Source organism: Nocardia terpenica (assembly GCF_013186535.1).
Lineage (GTDB): Bacteria > Actinomycetota > Actinomycetes > Mycobacteriales > Mycobacteriaceae > Nocardia > Nocardia terpenica.
The window spans coordinates 1,896,339-1,911,405 of the sequence record NZ_JABMCZ010000002.1 but is presented as its reverse complement, the minus strand read 5'-3'; the positions used below and the strand labels follow the sequence as shown (position 1 = coordinate 1,911,405).

The window sequence follows — 15,067 nt, the reverse complement described above, 5'->3', positions numbered from 1 at the left end:
GACCATTGGAGTCCACTTTTGCTAAACTGCCGGTCATGACCGCTGTAGACCGGCTGCTGGCCGGACAGCCGGGGCAACCCCGGGCCGATGCGCGCCGCAATCTGGAGCGTCTGGTGGCCGCGGCCCGCACCGCCGTCGCCGAGGTCGGCGTGGAGGTCACCGCCCAGGAGATCGCCCGGCGCGCCGGTGTCGGCAAGGGCACCTTCTACCGCCGCATCTCCTCCCGCGAGGAGCTGCTACGCGCGGTGCTGGAGGAGGTGCTCGACGAGATCATCACGGCGGCCGATGCAGCCCTCGCCGAACCCGATGCGTGGCAAGGCTTTTGCGAGTTCGCCATGGTATACGCGCGGCTGCGCGCCGAAAGCTGCGGTGTGAGCGATGCTTTGGGCGCGGCCCCGGGCCCGGACCTGGAACAGACCCTCGACAGCATCCGCGACCGAATCCGCACCCTGGCCGAGCGCGCACAGGCCGCCGGGTCGATGCGCACCGACATCACCTGGCAGGACGTGGCTTTCGTGCTGGCCGGTGTCACCGCCGCAGACCACACCCTCGGCTTCATCGCCGACGACCAACAGTGGAACCGCAACCTGCGGGTCGCCCTGGACGGCCTCCGCGCCCAACCCTACCGAGGTTCGTGAAGCTGGCGGTATCGCCCATCATTCCGGCGTGCTTCCCTCCGTCATCCGGCGTGCTTCCCCCTGTCATTCCGGCGCGCTCCCCGGCCTTTCCAGCGTGCCCCCGTCATTCGAGCGTGCCCCCGCCATTCCAGCGTGCCCCGGCCATTCCAGCATGCCCCCGCCATTCCGGCATGCCCTCGCCATTCCAGCGTGCCCCGGCCATTCCAGCATGCCCCCGCCATTCCGGCATGCCCCCGTGATTCCGGCGTGCTTTTGGCCGGAATCTGCTGGTACGCAGTGGGTTACGATGGATCCCGGCCAAAAGCACGCCGGGATCATGAGGGGAAGCGCGCCTGTTAGGGAGGATGGGCCACGTCCGATAACGGGGATGAGCCACGCCGGATGAAGAGTGTGAGCCCGCTGGATGACGTGGGCGAGCCCGCCAGACAACGAAGGCAAGCACGCCGAACAACGAGGGCAAGCCTGCCAGATAACGAAGGCGAGCACGCCGGATGACGCGGTGAAGCACACCGAGGTAACTGGGCGGCATTACAGCGCCGATCTCGATGACTACCGCGCGGCCGACAGCGGGGCGGCATCCGGTCGCTCGCATCCACCGATCGAGATGCGATGCCGGGTACCGCCCCGCCGATTACATTGCCCCGGTTGTCAGTTCGCTACGCGAACCGCCGCGCCGGTGGTTGTCGGCGCCGCCGGTACCGTCGTGGTCGTCGGTGCGGCGGTCGTCGTGGTGGGCGCTGCGGGCGACGTGGTCGGGGCGACGGTCGTCGGCGCGGGAGTCTGCGACGGTGACGCCGTGGTGGTCGGTGCCGGGGTTGTCGAGGCCGAGGTTGTCGGGGCGACGGTGGTCGGTGTAGCGCTCGCGGTGGTCGTCGGGGTCGCGGCGGTAGTCGGCGATGCGGAGGTGGTTGTCGGGGCCGCGGCGGTGGTGGTCGGGGTTGCGGACAGGGCCGCCGCGCGCTGCGCCTTGACGTCGTCCGCCGCCCTGTACGCGGCGACCAGGTCGGCCTGCTGCGGCTTGGTGGCCGGGTCGATCTGCTTGCCCGCCTGCGCCTGCTTGGCCAGCGCGGTGAGCCAGGCGGCCGCATACTCGGCCGAGGTCAGCGGCTTACCGTTGTTCGGGTCGCTGTCGCGCCAGTAGTCGAAGTGGTGGCCGGTTCCGTTGGGCCCCAGGGTGAGCTGGTACGGGTCGCTCATGATCACCGGGATGGTGTTCTGATTCGTCACGATCAGGCCGACGATCTCGTTGAACACCTTCTGCGGCAGGTAGGCCAGCGGCGACAGCTGGGTCTGCGAGATCGTCGGCGCCTGCACCGGCGGCTTCGGCGCCTGGCCCGGCTTGTATTCCGGATCCGACACCCGCAGCAGGACCTGCAGGAAGGTCTCGTTGCTCTGCATCCAATTCGGTTGCGACGCAATATCGGCGAACGCCGACATGGCGATCCGGCCCAGCACGACCGCGACGTCCTGCCCGGTCGCCGGGGTCAGCCCGTCGCGCTGGAGCGAGTCCACATCCAACTGCCGACCCACGTTGGCCGCCAATTGCAGCAGCGAAATATTCTGCGGCGCAGCGCAGGTGAGGTCGCCCTCGGAGCAGAACGAGGCGATCTTGCCGTTCAGCGAGCCGAAGTCACCGCCGGTGTCGGGAAGTGCCCCCTGACCCGAGATCGGCTGCGCGCCGGTCTGATACTTCTGATCGAAACCGTCCGGATTGCCGAACGGATCCTTCGCGCCGGGGAACGGCCCCTGCCCCGCGGTACGGCCCGCGTCGGCCAGAATCACCACGCCGAGAACATGATCGGTATCGACGACCCCGTCCTGATTCGGCTGCTGATGGCCGATGGTCCGGGCGACGCGGCGCACGACATCGGCGCCCTCGCTGTACCCGACGATCGAGAATTTGGTGTTGGGGCACGCCTGCGCGATGTCGTGCATCACTTTTTCGGTATTGCCGACACCGGCATTCACCGCGTCCTCATAGCTGGACATGTTCGCGGGATAGGCGATGTAGACGGCGGCATACGAGTTGGGTCCGACGGCATTACCCGGCGCATTGACGACCGGATCGACCCAGTGGCTGCTGTAATCGCCGGACAGCGCGGCGGGCAACTCGTTACCGTTGGCGTCGACCAGCATCTTCGTGGTGCCCGCCACCGGAGTGTCGTTGCGCCCGGCCACCGAGATGGTCACCATGTCGTGGCATTCGGTGACGGACGCCTTCAGCTGCGTATCGGCGGTCTGCGGCCCGGGCGTGGACGTCAGCGCCCACGTCGCGGCGACGATCGCCGCCACCCCCAGCGCCGCCGGCGCCGCAACGGTCGAAACGATCCGATGCCGCCCGATGAACTCGCGAAAAGCCATGTCCTCATCCCAATTCCGAAACCCGACGAGTGAACGGACAGGCCCCCCCGATGGGCCATGTGCCACCGATGATGTCGCGATTGCGGCGATGATCGTTACTGCCCCGAATAACCGGGGCACCGCCGCGATCGGGACGAATGTGATTTTCGTCCCGATGGCAATGGCCGTGCCGGACATCATCTTCTGCATCCGACACCGGAAAACGGCCGCGGCCGGTTAGAGTCTGCTGCTATGGCACAGCGCAAGCGGCACACGATCCCGCGCGTAGGCCCGGACGCGTTCGCCCGCCCGCACCCGGTACGCCGGAACGTCCCCGACGTCGATCCGGCCGAATTGATCCGGCTCGCCGCGGCATCCCATATATCCGAACGGAACGAACGGACAGACGACCACCACATGACCACCACCGACGACCGAATCAATACCGGTACACGCGAACTCGAGGCCATGCGCGCCGCCTACCAGGCGCTCACGGACCTGGACGACACCGCCCGCGCCCGCGCGCTGCGCTGGCTGACCGACGTATTGGCGGTCTCGGACGGGTAGCGATCAGCGCGAAAGCCTTGGCACGATTACGGTGGGCAGCCGAGAATCGACATACAGCTACTTTTCCGGGAGCAGTCATGGTCGATTCGCTTTTCGCCGACGTATCCGAATTTCAAGTGCCGGTTGATGATTCGTACCCGTACCAGATCTTCTCGTTCCGATCCAACGACGGCACCTACCAGGATCACAATTTCGCCCAGAACTACGCCTGGGCCGCGAGCGCCGCCGACTCCGGCCGGATCGCCTGCTTCATCGTCTACATGTACTGGCGGTCGAACTGGCAGGACACCATCAACACCCACAAGAGCATGGTCGGGCAGGCGGGCGGCCCGCACCCGAAGATGATCTCGATGCTCGACGTGGAATCCGGCGGCAACCCCGGCGGCGACCAGTCCGACGGCATCAACCGCGCCTACTGGGGACTGACCGACTGGCTCGGCTCCACCCCGAGGGTCATCGGCTACGCCAATGCCGCCGACTTCGCCACCATGTGGCCCACCCGCCCCGCCGGGCTGCGCATGATCGGCGCGGGCTGGGGCAGCAACCCCGAGCTACCCGGGCAGATCGCGCACCAGTACACCGACGGCCAGGGCTACGGCGGTGGCCTGCCCGAGGGCGCGCCGCCCTTCGGCAACTGCGATATGAACTCCGCCGACGGCCTCTCGCCGCAGGACTTCGCCAATGCCTGCGGCGTCGGCTCGGTCTCGATGGACCCGATCAGCGATATGTGGATCCAGTTCATGGGCGTCGGCGGCAACGGCTGGCCCCAACTCGGCGGCCGCACCCTCGTCGACGGCATCGCCATCGTCGGCCGCGCCCTCGAAATCCCCGGTTTCGCACTCCCTTCGGCCCCCGCCCAAACCCTGCTCCCCCGCGGCACCGAGGCCCGCATCCGCGACGAATGGATCCACCTGCACGGCCCCCGGGGCACGGGCTGGCCCCAGCTCGGCGGCCGCTCCGTCGTGGACGCCGTCGCGGCCATCGGCCACCGCCTGGGCATCGACGGCTTCCAGCCGACCGAACGCAGGAACCTCGCAGCAAAAAGGCCGGGTACTACACAAGGCGGGTGACTGTAGTGAGAGGTCGAGCGGGCCCGCGGTCGGCTCGTCGACAACGACTGGGACAACGACCAACCCCCGGCCCAGCCCATGCCTGCGACGGGTAGCGCAATGTAGTAATTGCCGTGAGTCGGCCCGGCGCGTCGGGCCGACTCACCGCAAAAGGACTTGTGTATAAAAGGAACCGAGTTCAAACTACGGAGTCGGACGTTCCGAACAGAACTATCGAAGCCCGGCGACACGGACTATGGCAACACACCTATGAGAATTCGGTTCGCGAACTCGGTACGGCCATAGTTCTTGTTATGACAATCGATGCAGACGCATTTCTGGCAACGCGGCGCCTCAGAATCGGTGACAGCGACGTGCATGTCACCATCGGCGTGCCGCATCGCCGGGGCTCCACCGAGGACGTCCAATACTGCTGCAATATCGCCATCGACGGTTTGAGCACCGATCCGGTACGGCTGCAGGCGATTTCGCCCAGCGTCGGGCAGACATTGGAGATCGCGCTGTCCGCGGTCACCCAGCGCCTCGACGTCGGGGTGAACGATTTCCTCGCCGACGCGCACTTAGGATCGCCGGCCCGAACCCGTTGACAGCCACCCTCGGCTGCTCCGGGCCCTAGGGCCGGCACGGGCGCATTCTCGGGCTTCGGCGCGGATGCGGGTGACGTCGTCGCGACGTCCGTACCCGCACCGCCGAAGCGCGAGAGGCCCACCCCCGCAAGAACTGTCGAAGACCTACGCCGCATTCACGGTGACCGCGACATTTCCCTTCGTCTGGACGTTGTCGTGCAGCACCTGATGCGCGGTCGCGATGTCGTCGAATTCGTAGGTCTGCGTGAGGCACGGGCTGATCCGGCCCGCCGACACCAATTCGGTGATTCGTCGGCACTGGGACAGATCGGCGTAATGCGAACCCTGCAGCCGTTTCTGCCGCATCCACAGGTAGCGCAGATCGATATCACCGTTGTAACCCGATGTGCCGCCGCACAATACGACCATTCCGGCGTTGTCGCAGACGAACAGGGAGGTCGGCAGCGTCGCCTCGCCGGAATGCTCCAGCACGATCTTCGGCGCCCGCGCCTCGCCGAGCACATCCCAGATCGCCCGGCCGAAACGCTTGGCCTCGCCGAGCCATTCGCGATACGCGGCGGCATCACCGATATCCGGCAACCTTCCCCAGTGGTGATAATCGTGCCGATTGATCGTGCCCTCGGCCCCGAGTTGCCTACAGTATTCGGCGCGTTCGGGCGAGGACACCACCGCGATCGGGATTCCGCCGCGGGCGCGGGTGATCTGAATCGCCATCGAACCGAGTCCACCCGACCCGCCCCAGATCAGCACCGGATCGCCGGGCTCGACGGTGTGCGGATGCCATCCGGTCAGCTGCCGGTACGCGGTCGCGCCGGTGAGCATGTACGACGCGGACTCCGCCCAGGTCAGATTCTTCGGCTTCGGATGGCACTGGTAGTCGAAGGCCAGGGCGAACTGGGCGAACGTGCCGTAGTTCGCCTCGTAACCCCACGCCCGCATCGTCGTCGACGCGATCGGATTGCCGCCGAACCGCACATCGTCGGCCCGCTCGTCCCACTGCGCGCCGGAGAGCACGACCTCGTCCCCGACCTGCACACCGGTCACACCCGGCCCCGTGGCCCAGACGATTCCCGAACCGTCGGAACCGCCGATGTGGAAGTCTTCCGGCTCACCCTGGCGCTGCCGCATGGCGACCACATCGATCGGCTTGCCCAGCGCGGCCCACACATTGTTGTAATTGACCCCCGCGGCCATCACCAGAATCAGCACCTGGCCGTAACCGGGCTCGGGCGTGCGAACCTGTTCGACCTTGATGGCGTCCATCGGCTGACCGAAGCGTTCCGGACGGATCACTGCGGCATGCATGTATTTCGGCACGACGCCCGGGTCCGGGATTTCACCGAGGCCGCATATCTCTTTCATTCCAGCTTTCCTTTCGCCGCGTCCATACAGCCCGGATGATCGAGCTTGTTCGATGCTTGCCGTAAGAGAGCAGAATCACCGGAGGTGACAGATCCGAGGAGCGGCCGAAATGACTTCACCCCCCGTGTATGGTGCGCGTTTCGATTACTTCCAAATGCGAGCGTAAGCGTGGATTAAGGGGGTCGCCAACCCCTATCCACCCCTAGATGCGAGGCATTTTCCGGCATTCGTGGTATATCCGACATTCGTGCGTGTCGCTTATCACTCAGGGCGCTGAAACGGCGGAATACGGGTACAGCGGCCCTCGTCCAGCGCGAGCAGCGTCGCCGACTGCCCCGGATGCGCCAGCCGGGCCACGCCGACCAGCACATGACGATCCCAATACAGACTGGCCGGTCTCTGACTATCCGCCGCCTGTGAATAAGCTTCGAATGGGCAGGAATGCGAAAAGGAACTAGGTCGGTTGCCGGAATCGACGCCGATACAGGGTTATGTCACGCCGTTTCGCGGACAAGCATCAAGGAGGTGGGGTCGACAATGTCTCCCGGCGACAGACCTTGCCCGAGTCTCATATTCCCCCTACCCCCGAGCGGATGGATTCTCAGCACACCAGCATGATGACATCTTGCCGTATTTTCGGATCAATACCCGGTTACGATAATCGCCGGATGAAACCACGGCACAATTCCGTCGTGTCGGGGAAAGGCCGCGCTCGTCGAGTCGCGGCGACAATCTCCATTTCGCATTTCTTCGAAGGTTCTCCGATTCGATTCGGCGTGTCCCGGATGACGATGCCGCGAGTGCGATCGAACTTGGCCGCTTCGAATCGCGGGATCGTTTCACAGTGACGGCGTTACCAAACCTTCTGCGGGGCAACCATTTTACTGGAGCGTCTGTTCGACAGGCACGACGCTCCATTCCGACATCAGTATTGCTCGAGGAATGCGGACGTGATGCCGAGCGGCGACTCGGCGTTGCTGTTCGGTGAGGTTGGTGTCGCGAACCGGAGTAACCAGGCTCCAGTGCCGCCCTACGGGGCAGCGCTGCCAGCGGGCGATGACCAGGTCGAGTCCGGTGAGCTTGATTCCGGGGATCCACAGTGTGGTGAAAAGGTGTCCCCGGCGGCATCGTACGACGACATTGCCTCCGAGTCGGTAGCCGAGCCGTCGCGCGAGCAGCGTGAACACTACAACGCCGACTACCACCGCCATCAGCGGTGGGCGCGGGCCACGTCGGGCAGGGCTGCTTGTCGAGTTCATGAGGTTTCTGAATTCAGGTGTGCCAGTAGCGAGTGATCCAGTCGGTGATCAGGTTCAGCGGTTCGGGGCTGACCGGTTGACGGACGGCGCGACGATAGCCGCGGGGGCCGATCCGGTCGGGATCGGGTCGCAGGAGGTGGCTGAGATCGTCGAGAACGTGCCCCTCGAACGACCCCCGCACCAGCTGCCCCATGGTGTCGATGCCATCGGGCGGGACCTGCATGTCGTGCGCGCCGGTAATCGCCAGCACCGGCACGCCGATCCGGGCCAGCGCCGGGCGCGGATCATAGGCCGCGAATTCGCGCAGCCAGCGGGCGTTCATCCGGACCCCCTGGATCCGCAGCACATCGGCCGCGGACCGCTCGATCCGCGCCAGCCGCTTGCGTTGGGAGACAAGCGGATCGATGCGAGTCCACCGCAGGATCGTGGTCAACCAACGAGGCAGGGTGGACACCAGCTGGACGCCCTGCCACAGCAGCACCTCCTCGCCGGTCCGCGCGGCGGTGCTCAGCAGCACCGCACCCGCCGCGTTGCCGTCGGCGGCCAGTTCGATCGCGTGCAAGCCGCCTTCGCTGTGCCCGACCACCAGGACAGGCACTCCCGGCACCCGGGCGGCGAGCCATGCCAGCGCGGCCCGGGCATCGGCGAGCTGTTGGTGGAATCCCGTCGGCAGGAATTCCCCGCCGCTGGCGCCGATACCGCGCTTGTCGTATCGCAGTGTCGCCACCCCCGCCCCGGTCAGCGCCTGGGCAATGTCCCGCGTCAACCCCAGTGGGAGCCGCGGAACATTGGAGTCACGATCGACTCGGCCCGAGCCCGGAAGCACCAGCGCGACCGCGACCGGGTCGGATACGGCGATGAAGGTTCCCGCCAAACGGCAACTGCCGCTGTCGAACTCGATCTCCTCACCGGTCACCGGCGGTTCCTCGCCGACGCGGGTGCACCAGCCGATACAGGTTCACATCGAACCCCCACCCGAACGACTTCGGCGTGAACACTCGCGGGTCGTCGCGATTCCACCACCGGGCACGCAGCCGGGCCCAGGTCGGGCGCCGCCAGTCGTACGGCATTCCCGCCACCGTGCCCTGCGGCCGCGGGACACGGTCCGGTTCGACGCGGTCCTGATTCGGGCTGGTCATCTCACCACATCCTTCGGGTTGTCGGAACCATCGCCAATGTTCACGATACATCTAATATTATCAATATCGATAACAATAGTGTTACCCTCGATCGCGTGGATTCCGTCGAACTACTGCTGCATCCGATCCGCCTGCGCATCGTGCAGGCGTTCCTCGGCGACCGAACCCTCACCACAGCGGGTTTGAGCGCCGAACTCGGCGACGTCCCCCCGGGCAGTCTCTACCGTCAGGTCGCTCGCCTGGTCGATGCCGGTGTCCTCGAGGTCGTCGACGAGCGCCGGGTCCGCGGCACGGTCGAACGCACCTACCGACTACGCCTGGCCGCCACCGCGATCACCGCCGACCAACTCGCCGCCATGACCCCCGAGGACCACCGCCGCGCCTTCCTCGCCTACATCGCCGGCGTCCTGGTCGACTTCGACCGCTACCTCGACCACGGCGACATCGACTTCACTCGCGACGGCGTCGGCTACCACACCGCCGGATTCTGGCTCGACGACACCGAATTCGCCGAATTCGTCACCGAACTCGGGCGGGTAATCGCGCCCCGCCTGACCAACCGACCCGCGCCGGGCCGCAAACGCCACATCCTGCGCACAATCCACCTGCCCGGCGAGGACACCACCGAATCCGATTGACGCCCGCTCCCGGTTCGACCTGACGCACTGTCGTAGCCGCGTTCCGGGACATTGGGGTGAGCCATAGTGGTTGGCCGTCAGTCGATCTCGTGTATGTCCGCAAGGCAGGGTGCGTTATGTGACGGCGTTGTGATCGGCTGCAACCGCGTGAATCTGGGTGCGCGACTGTCTTTATCGGTCCGAGTCGCTCGGTCGCGGCGATCACCGGAGGCAGATGCGTGGACAGCGGCCGAGCTTCATCGGCTTCGCGACGCCACACTACCGCAGAAGGCCAGTCCGGCAACAACATCGAGCCGTGCACGTGCCCGGGCGTCGTCCGCACGGTGACCGAAACCCCGGCGTCCACGAGCGACATACGCCTCGCATTCGTCGATGTAGTCGGAGCTCGTCGAGCGCGGACGCGATGGATTCGAGATCGGGGCAGCTCACCCCGCCACCATCAGGACCCGACCTCCGGTCAGCCGTACCAATTCCGCCGCCGTCGTCGCGAACACCGTGTGCGGTGTCCCCGCCGCCGCCCAGATCTCCGGGTACTCCGTCAGCGCCGCATCCACCACCGTCGGCAGCGGGTGTGGGTGCCCGACCGGCGCCACCCCGCCGATCGCCTGCCCCGTCGCCGCCCGCACCTCCGCAGCCGACGCGCGGCGCACTTCGCGAAAACCGCAGCGCTGCGCCACCATTCGCGTATCGACCCGGTGCCGACCGCTGGTCAGCACCAGCAGCGGCGCCTCGTCGGCGACGAACACGAGGCTGTTGGCGATCGCGCCCACCTCGCAGCCCAGCGCGGCCGCCGCCTCCGCCGCCGTCCGCGCCGACTCCGACAGCTGCCGCACCCGGCCCGTCACCCCGGCCGCCGCCAGCGCCCGCGCGACCTCTCGGCTGCGCGCGGGCAGCTGCTCGTCCACCGTCATCTCTCACTCCTGTTCTGTATACGAAACGTTCCGTATGTGGAACACTAGGCGACAACTCGAAGTGCGGCAACGGAAATGGAGCATCATGGAGCTGGCAGCCCAGGTCGGGGCGCGGCTGCGCGCGCTGCGTGAGAGCCGAGGGGTATCGCTGTCGGAACTGGCGCGCCTGTCGGCCGTCGGCAAGGGCACCCTGTCGGAACTCGAAACAGGCCGCCGCAACCCCACATTGGAGACCCTCTACGCGCTGACCACCGCGCTCGGCGTGCCGTTGAGCACCGTGCTCGACACCACCCCGCCCACGGTATCCGGCCAGGCGGTGGACGCGGTACTGCTGGATCGATTCGACGACTCCGCCGCAACCACCGAGACCTACCGCATCCGCATCCGCGAGACCACCCGCCAACACTCCGCACCGCACACCCCCGGCACCACCGAGCACCTACTCGTACTCACCGGCACAGCCCGCTTCGGCACCCACACCGCACCCCACCTCATCGGCCCCGGCGAACACGGCCACTGCGCCGCCGACGTCCCGCACGTATACGAGGCGGTAGACGGACCGGTCGAGGCCGTGCTGATGGTGCGATACCCGCATCGCTCCGGAACGTAGACCATACTGATGGTGTGCTGATCCGGGGCTGCGAAGGACAGCTGTTGTCACCGAGGAGAAACGAACCGCGCGACACCGTCACCGACCGCAACATGCAGGTGAAGATGTCGGTTGTGCTGTTCACTGCCGAGCGTGGTCAGAACCTGGCAACCGCCGTGCTCGTCGACAACGCCCTGCACCACATCCTGCACGACCGCGAGCAGGTGCGCCCCGAGTTCAGGATCCAGCTCCAGCAGCGACCTGACATGACGCTTCGGAACCACGATCACGTGATCGGTGCCGAACCCACGAATCGGCGGACGGAAGGCAAGCACATGATCGGTCTCGGCCACAACATCGACATCGATCACCCTGGGAATGACCTCATCGCAATACCAATCCGGCTCCGCCACAACAGGTTACCCTACGAGAGGGCGACGGCGATCCATCAACCGAGCAGGCGATCGTCTGATCCGGCCTGACCCGAACACTCGTCGACACGGCGTGAGGGCGGTCGCCTCGGCTGGTTACAGTGACGAGACCGCGAGCTGTTCGGTGAGTGCTCGCCGCAGGAAGGCCGGATCTGTCAGGTGTGGTTGCAGCAGGCGCCAGCCGTGGTAGTAGGTGAAAATGTAGGACTCGGTGAACGGGGTTCCGAGAAAGCCTTTCATGACGGTCAATTCGTCATCGGCGGCCAGTGCGGTATCGGCCAGGTATTCGCGGACCTGCGGCCATGGTGTCGCGTCGGCGAGCAGGAATGCCGCGTTGCAGTAGGCGCCCCAGAGGATATTGCGGGCGTGCTGGATCTTCGCGTAGTTGCTCGAATCGGGTTGGAGTTCTTCCACATTGTGGAGCAGCCAGTGCTGGGCCTCGTCGTCGGGAAACAGTACCTGCGGGGCATGCAGTCCGATCCCTTCGGATACCACGTACGCCGGTGACGGCATGAATCGCACCTGGATGTCGGGCCGGTGCCCCTGATGTGTCTCCTTCATCATGAACTCGCAGATGTGTCCCGGAATCGATTCGTGGGCAACAACATAGAACAGATCGGCAAGGTTGAACGACAGGTTGGGATCGACGAACACGGTCCCCTCGGTTCCGCCCCGGTGCAGCCCACGGAACGGCCCGGGCGCGAATTCCACTGTAACATCGATAGTGTCGGGCAACGGCAGTAGCGCGTCGGCCCGCCGCCGTACCTCCGTCAGAGCCTGCCGAATCAGTTCGGACAGCCGCCCGGCCCGGCCCGGCGGCAGGCTGTGCACGGCCCGCCAAGCGTGTAACCGTTGCGCGAGCGTACCTTTCGTATCCGGCAAGCCCTCATCCAGCAGCCGGTAAGCCTCGCCGAACACCTCATCGGGAACCCATTCGACATCGATTCCCAGCATGCCCCGCACCTGCTCAGGCAGCGACAACTGCTCCCCGGCCAATCGTCTGGAAATGGTGTGCAGCGCCCGTACCTGTTCCGCCAGAGCAGGATCGCCGCCCGCAGCCGCCTCCAGCTCCTCCGCAGCCCGAACCAGATCCACCGGATCCGCCAACGCCTCGCCCCGCACCCGAGCCCGCCATTCCTCAGGCCCCCGATAGTCGAGAATCCAACTCCCCGTGGGCTGTTCGGCCACCAGCCGATCGACCCGCAGAGCGAGCAGGGCATAGTCACGCAACATGTCCATAGCCCCACTGTGCCGGAGATGCCCTACTTACGCAGCCGGGTCGTGCCGAAGAGCCTCGGCCACATATTGGCGTTCCACCGATACGATTGCACTGCGGCGTCCGAAACACCGCACATATACGCGTGGTCGCGAAGATCGATGGTGCTCAACCCTCGTCACCGCAACCCATTCAGGGCGTCTGAATCCGATGCAGTGCGGACGACGACCGTGCGGCGGCAGGTGCTCGGCCTGCCAGTCCCGGATCACCACCAGCGCCTCGGGTACTTTGCGCAGCTTTCCGAGAAGGGCGAACGGGCTGCTTTGCATGATATTGACGCCGGTGACATCGTTATCATCCCAGCTGACCGGGCCGAAGTCGGCATTGATCCACTTTATCATGGCGTTGAGATATTCCTAAATGACTGCCATAATGCCGGTTACTATACCGTCAAATACTCGGGGGCTGCTCCTGTATCAGCATAGATCGTGGCGATTGCTCTCACACCGCCCGAAAAGTATGCTTTCAGAACCGGATTCGAGCGAGATACTTTCGGATGTTTATCGAGAATCAGGGATTAGCCGACGCCTTCGCCGTCAATATAACTATATCGTATCCCCTCGTCCCCGCACTCGACCTCCCTGCGGACGGCATCGAACAATGATGAAGGATCCAGTGCGTGGGGACATTGACAGCAGCATGTCGGTCGCCGCTCCATTCGGATAGAAATCCCCTGCGCTACGCAGCACCGGACCGGTATCCCGACGCATCGGAGGACGGCAAGAATGAATGAAAAGAACGCGAAAAACCCTCCGGCCGGATCGTAAAAAATTATTCTATCGACCAGATTATTTTCGGCTATTGCTACCATGTCGCCGGAAGGTAGGCGACTCGCCAGCGGTCAGCCGCGCGGATTCCTCCTCCCACAATTGGAACGAGCGACGACGCAGGGATGAGATCTCCTCCTTCTCGGCGGATTCGATTCGCCGACCCTGCTTTCTGGCTCCGTCGAATATCTCGCCGATCCGCCGATATATATCGAACACAGAGCCTTCGCCGCGAAGATAGAGACGGCGCGCATCTTCCGTTTCCTTTACGAACTCTTCTTCGGAGAGTATCGAGAAATCGGAATCTGCCCGAGCGCTAAGTACGCTGTGCACATCTTCCGAGGAGGCGGGCTCGAAAAAGCCGGTATCTATATTCAACTTCCGACCTACCACCCGCCCGTCCGGGGCTTCTTCGAGGCGAATGGTACTATTATAGAATCGAAAATAGGATGGCGATTCCCTGAGCCACGACATCAAACGCCCTCTTCCGAGTACCCTGCACGGTCCATTAGTTAACGCTATCGTATTGCCCAGCGATCAGAGATCCGCTCCACCTCCGGGAGTGCCGAGCTCGCTTCGGTAGTCGCCGAGGACTTCGAGAGTAGTCCGAGCCCGGATCGGCGGCGGTTGCGGATGAAATGTCCTGCGATGCTGGATTCCGATGTCGGCGAGCAGGGGGATTACCCAGTCTTTGTAGGCTCGGCGGTCGCAGTGGTCGGTCATGAAAACGGCGCATTCACCAGGGCGAACGCGGCCTACAGGGTCGAGGGCGATGTGGGTCGATGTAGTGGCGAGGAAGGGCGAGTCGAGGGCCAGCGCAAGGGCGAGAAGTGCCGACTGGTTGATGCTGCGGCGGTGGTGGTCGAGCCAGGCATCCATGTGCCTGAGTAGCATACTGCAGGCCGGGTCTGCGCTTCGGGCCATGATGTCGTATTCAACCGTGTCGCGGTCGATGGCGTTGTAGAGGTCGAGGGCGATTTCGGCGGGGAGTAGCCGCGGTCGTATTCCGGAGGAGAGCACGGTGTGTGCCGCGGGTAGATCCGCTCCGATGGTCGGTTCAGCACGGTCGGTGAACCAGGCGTGCGATCCTCCCACCTGAGTCACGGTGAATTGCCTGGCCGCCGGGATCGCGGTGATGATGTCGGCAAGGTTGGACATGGGGCCGGTGCCGACCCATTTGACGGGGTCCGACGTCTTGCCGAGTAGGGCCTCGACCGCGGCGATGACGTCTGTCGGCTGTGCAGGTACGCCGCGGGGAACGATTCCGTCCGCGGCCCAATTGCCGCGACGGCCGAGTTCGCGTCCGGCCACGACCGGCACGTCCGAGCGCAGGAGCAAGTCGAGTAGGTGGCGTGCGAATTCGGCTCGGTGGCCCTGGTGTTCGTCGCTGGTGATGACCAGGGCTAAGTCGGGAAGCCCGGCGGCCATCGCCAAAGCGAGGGCATCGTCGGGTTCGCCGCCGATGTCGGTGTCGAGAATGATAGCCATGTCGG

At 65.1% G+C, this 15,067-nt stretch carries 16 protein-coding genes and 1 pseudogene; 7 read left to right on the top strand and 10 right to left on the bottom strand.

Translation table 11 applies throughout. From position 1 onward, the window contains the following. Positions 1 to 35: 35 nt before the first annotated feature. Positions 36 to 638 carry a TetR/AcrR family transcriptional regulator gene (locus tag HPY32_RS20670; protein WP_067578828.1) on the top strand — a complete coding sequence of 201 codons (603 nt, stop codon included), beginning with the start codon at positions 36 to 38 and terminating at the stop codon, positions 636 to 638. A 648-nt stretch (positions 639 to 1,286) separates the two neighbouring features. On the opposite strand, the gene HPY32_RS20665 is transcribed toward HPY32_RS20670, so the two are convergent. After that, positions 1,287 to 2,999 carry a cutinase family protein gene (locus HPY32_RS20665; RefSeq protein WP_067578829.1) on the bottom strand — a complete coding sequence of 571 codons (1,713 nt, stop codon included), beginning with the start codon at positions 2,997 to 2,999 and terminating at the stop codon, positions 1,287 to 1,289. 231 nt (positions 3,000 to 3,230) lie between these two features. On the opposite strand from HPY32_RS20665, the gene HPY32_RS20660 reads away from it, so the two are divergent. From HPY32_RS20660 to HPY32_RS20650, 4 genes and pseudogenes are all read left to right on the top strand, one after another. Then, complete coding sequence (locus tag HPY32_RS20660; RefSeq protein ID WP_067578832.1) at positions 3,231 to 3,545, top strand: hypothetical protein; 315 nt, start codon at positions 3,231 to 3,233, stop codon at positions 3,543 to 3,545. Between the two features lie 77 nt (positions 3,546 to 3,622). Continuing rightward, a pseudogene (locus HPY32_RS20655) lies at positions 3,623 to 4,354 on the top strand (hypothetical protein); the annotation flags it as partial. Beyond that, the gene (locus HPY32_RS46940; RefSeq protein WP_507236499.1) at positions 4,343 to 4,615 is read left to right on the top strand and encodes a hypothetical protein; all 273 of its coding nucleotides are present in this window, start codon (positions 4,343 to 4,345) and stop codon (positions 4,613 to 4,615) included. The pseudogene HPY32_RS20655 and the gene HPY32_RS46940, both read left to right, overlap by 12 nt. 293 nt (positions 4,616 to 4,908) lie before the next feature. Continuing rightward, positions 4,909 to 5,202 (top strand): hypothetical protein, encoded by a 294-nt coding sequence (locus HPY32_RS20650; RefSeq protein WP_067578835.1) that lies wholly within the window; start codon positions 4,909 to 4,911, stop codon positions 5,200 to 5,202. 144 nt (positions 5,203 to 5,346) lie between these two features. Here HPY32_RS20650 and ccrA read toward each other — a convergent pair whose 3' ends face one another. The 3 genes from ccrA to HPY32_RS20635 all read right to left on the bottom strand — a co-directional run bounded on the left by ccrA (position 5,347) and on the right by HPY32_RS20635 (position 8,962). Then, positions 5,347 to 6,564 (bottom strand): crotonyl-CoA carboxylase/reductase, encoded by a 1,218-nt coding sequence (ccrA, locus tag HPY32_RS20645; protein ID WP_067578837.1) that lies wholly within the window; start codon positions 6,562 to 6,564, stop codon positions 5,347 to 5,349. A 1,272-nt stretch (positions 6,565 to 7,836) separates the two neighbouring features. Continuing rightward, positions 7,837 to 8,739, bottom strand: a complete 903-nt coding sequence (locus HPY32_RS20640; protein WP_067578841.1) for an alpha/beta hydrolase — start codon at positions 8,737 to 8,739, stop codon at positions 7,837 to 7,839. Continuing rightward, positions 8,729 to 8,962: a DUF5808 domain-containing protein gene (locus HPY32_RS20635; RefSeq protein WP_067578843.1), complete on the bottom strand. Its 234-nt coding sequence runs from the start codon at positions 8,960 to 8,962 to the stop codon at positions 8,729 to 8,731. Before HPY32_RS20635 ends, HPY32_RS20640 begins: the two co-directional genes overlap by 11 nt. 95 nt (positions 8,963 to 9,057) lie before the next feature. Between HPY32_RS20635 and HPY32_RS20630 the strand changes: the two genes are divergently transcribed. Next, the gene (locus tag HPY32_RS20630; protein ID WP_067578845.1) at positions 9,058 to 9,600 is read left to right on the top strand and encodes a helix-turn-helix domain-containing protein; all 543 of its coding nucleotides are present in this window, start codon (positions 9,058 to 9,060) and stop codon (positions 9,598 to 9,600) included. Positions 9,601 to 10,025: 425 nt separating this feature from the next. Here the strand turns inward: HPY32_RS20630 and HPY32_RS20625 are convergent, their stop codons facing one another. After that, entirely contained in the window at positions 10,026 to 10,511 is a 486-nt protein-coding gene (locus tag HPY32_RS20625; RefSeq protein WP_067578847.1) for a YbaK/EbsC family protein, read from the bottom strand. Between the two features lie 85 nt (positions 10,512 to 10,596). On the opposite strand from HPY32_RS20625, the gene HPY32_RS20620 reads away from it, so the two are divergent. Next, positions 10,597 to 11,121 carry a helix-turn-helix domain-containing protein gene (locus HPY32_RS20620; RefSeq protein WP_067578849.1) on the top strand — a complete coding sequence of 175 codons (525 nt, stop codon included), beginning with the start codon at positions 10,597 to 10,599 and terminating at the stop codon, positions 11,119 to 11,121. Between the two features lie 47 nt (positions 11,122 to 11,168). Here the strand turns inward: HPY32_RS20620 and HPY32_RS20615 are convergent, their stop codons facing one another. The 5 genes from HPY32_RS20615 to HPY32_RS20595 form a co-directional block, all read right to left on the bottom strand. Further along, entirely contained in the window at positions 11,169 to 11,513 is a 345-nt protein-coding gene (locus HPY32_RS20615) for an HIT family protein (RefSeq protein WP_082870642.1), read from the bottom strand. Between the two features lie 114 nt (positions 11,514 to 11,627). Continuing rightward, complete coding sequence (locus tag HPY32_RS20610) at positions 11,628 to 12,770, bottom strand: hypothetical protein (RefSeq protein WP_082870643.1); 1,143 nt, start codon at positions 12,768 to 12,770, stop codon at positions 11,628 to 11,630. Positions 12,771 to 12,797: 27 nt separating this feature from the next. Beyond that, entirely contained in the window at positions 12,798 to 13,148 is a 351-nt protein-coding gene (locus HPY32_RS20605) for a hypothetical protein (RefSeq protein ID WP_156673917.1), read from the bottom strand. A gap of 447 nt (positions 13,149 to 13,595) precedes the next feature. Then, complete coding sequence (locus tag HPY32_RS20600) at positions 13,596 to 13,952, bottom strand: hypothetical protein (RefSeq protein ID WP_156673918.1); 357 nt, start codon at positions 13,950 to 13,952, stop codon at positions 13,596 to 13,598. A 159-nt stretch (positions 13,953 to 14,111) separates the two neighbouring features. Next, entirely contained in the window at positions 14,112 to 15,062 is a 951-nt protein-coding gene (locus HPY32_RS20595; protein ID WP_171982953.1) for a nucleoside hydrolase, read from the bottom strand. Positions 15,063 to 15,067 lie beyond the last annotated feature (5 nt).

Coding starts and splice junctions, on each gene's coding strand:
- HPY32_RS20670 (WP_067578828.1), top strand. CDS start 36: ATGACCGCTGTAGACCGGCTGCTGGCCGGACAGCCGGGGCAACCCCGG.
- HPY32_RS20665 (WP_067578829.1), bottom strand. CDS start 2,999: ATGGCTTTTCGCGAGTTCATCGGGCGGCATCGGATCGTTTCGACCGTT.
- HPY32_RS20660 (WP_067578832.1), top strand. CDS start 3,231: ATGGCACAGCGCAAGCGGCACACGATCCCGCGCGTAGGCCCGGACGCG.
- HPY32_RS20650 (WP_067578835.1), top strand. CDS start 4,909: ATGACAATCGATGCAGACGCATTTCTGGCAACGCGGCGCCTCAGAATC.
- ccrA (WP_067578837.1), bottom strand. CDS start 6,564: ATGAAAGAGATATGCGGCCTCGGTGAAATCCCGGACCCGGGCGTCGTG.
- HPY32_RS20635 (WP_067578843.1), bottom strand. CDS start 8,962: ATGACCAGCCCGAATCAGGACCGCGTCGAACCGGACCGTGTCCCGCGG.
- HPY32_RS20625 (WP_067578847.1), bottom strand. CDS start 10,511: ATGACGGTGGACGAGCAGCTGCCCGCGCGCAGCCGAGAGGTCGCGCGG.
- HPY32_RS20620 (WP_067578849.1), top strand. CDS start 10,597: ATGGAGCTGGCAGCCCAGGTCGGGGCGCGGCTGCGCGCGCTGCGTGAG.
- HPY32_RS20610 (WP_082870643.1), bottom strand. CDS start 12,770: ATGGACATGTTGCGTGACTATGCCCTGCTCGCTCTGCGGGTCGATCGG.
- HPY32_RS20605 (WP_156673917.1), bottom strand. CDS start 13,148: ATGATAAAGTGGATCAATGCCGACTTCGGCCCGGTCAGCTGGGATGAT.
- HPY32_RS20595 (WP_171982953.1), bottom strand. CDS start 15,062: ATGGCTATCATTCTCGACACCGACATCGGCGGCGAACCCGACGATGCC.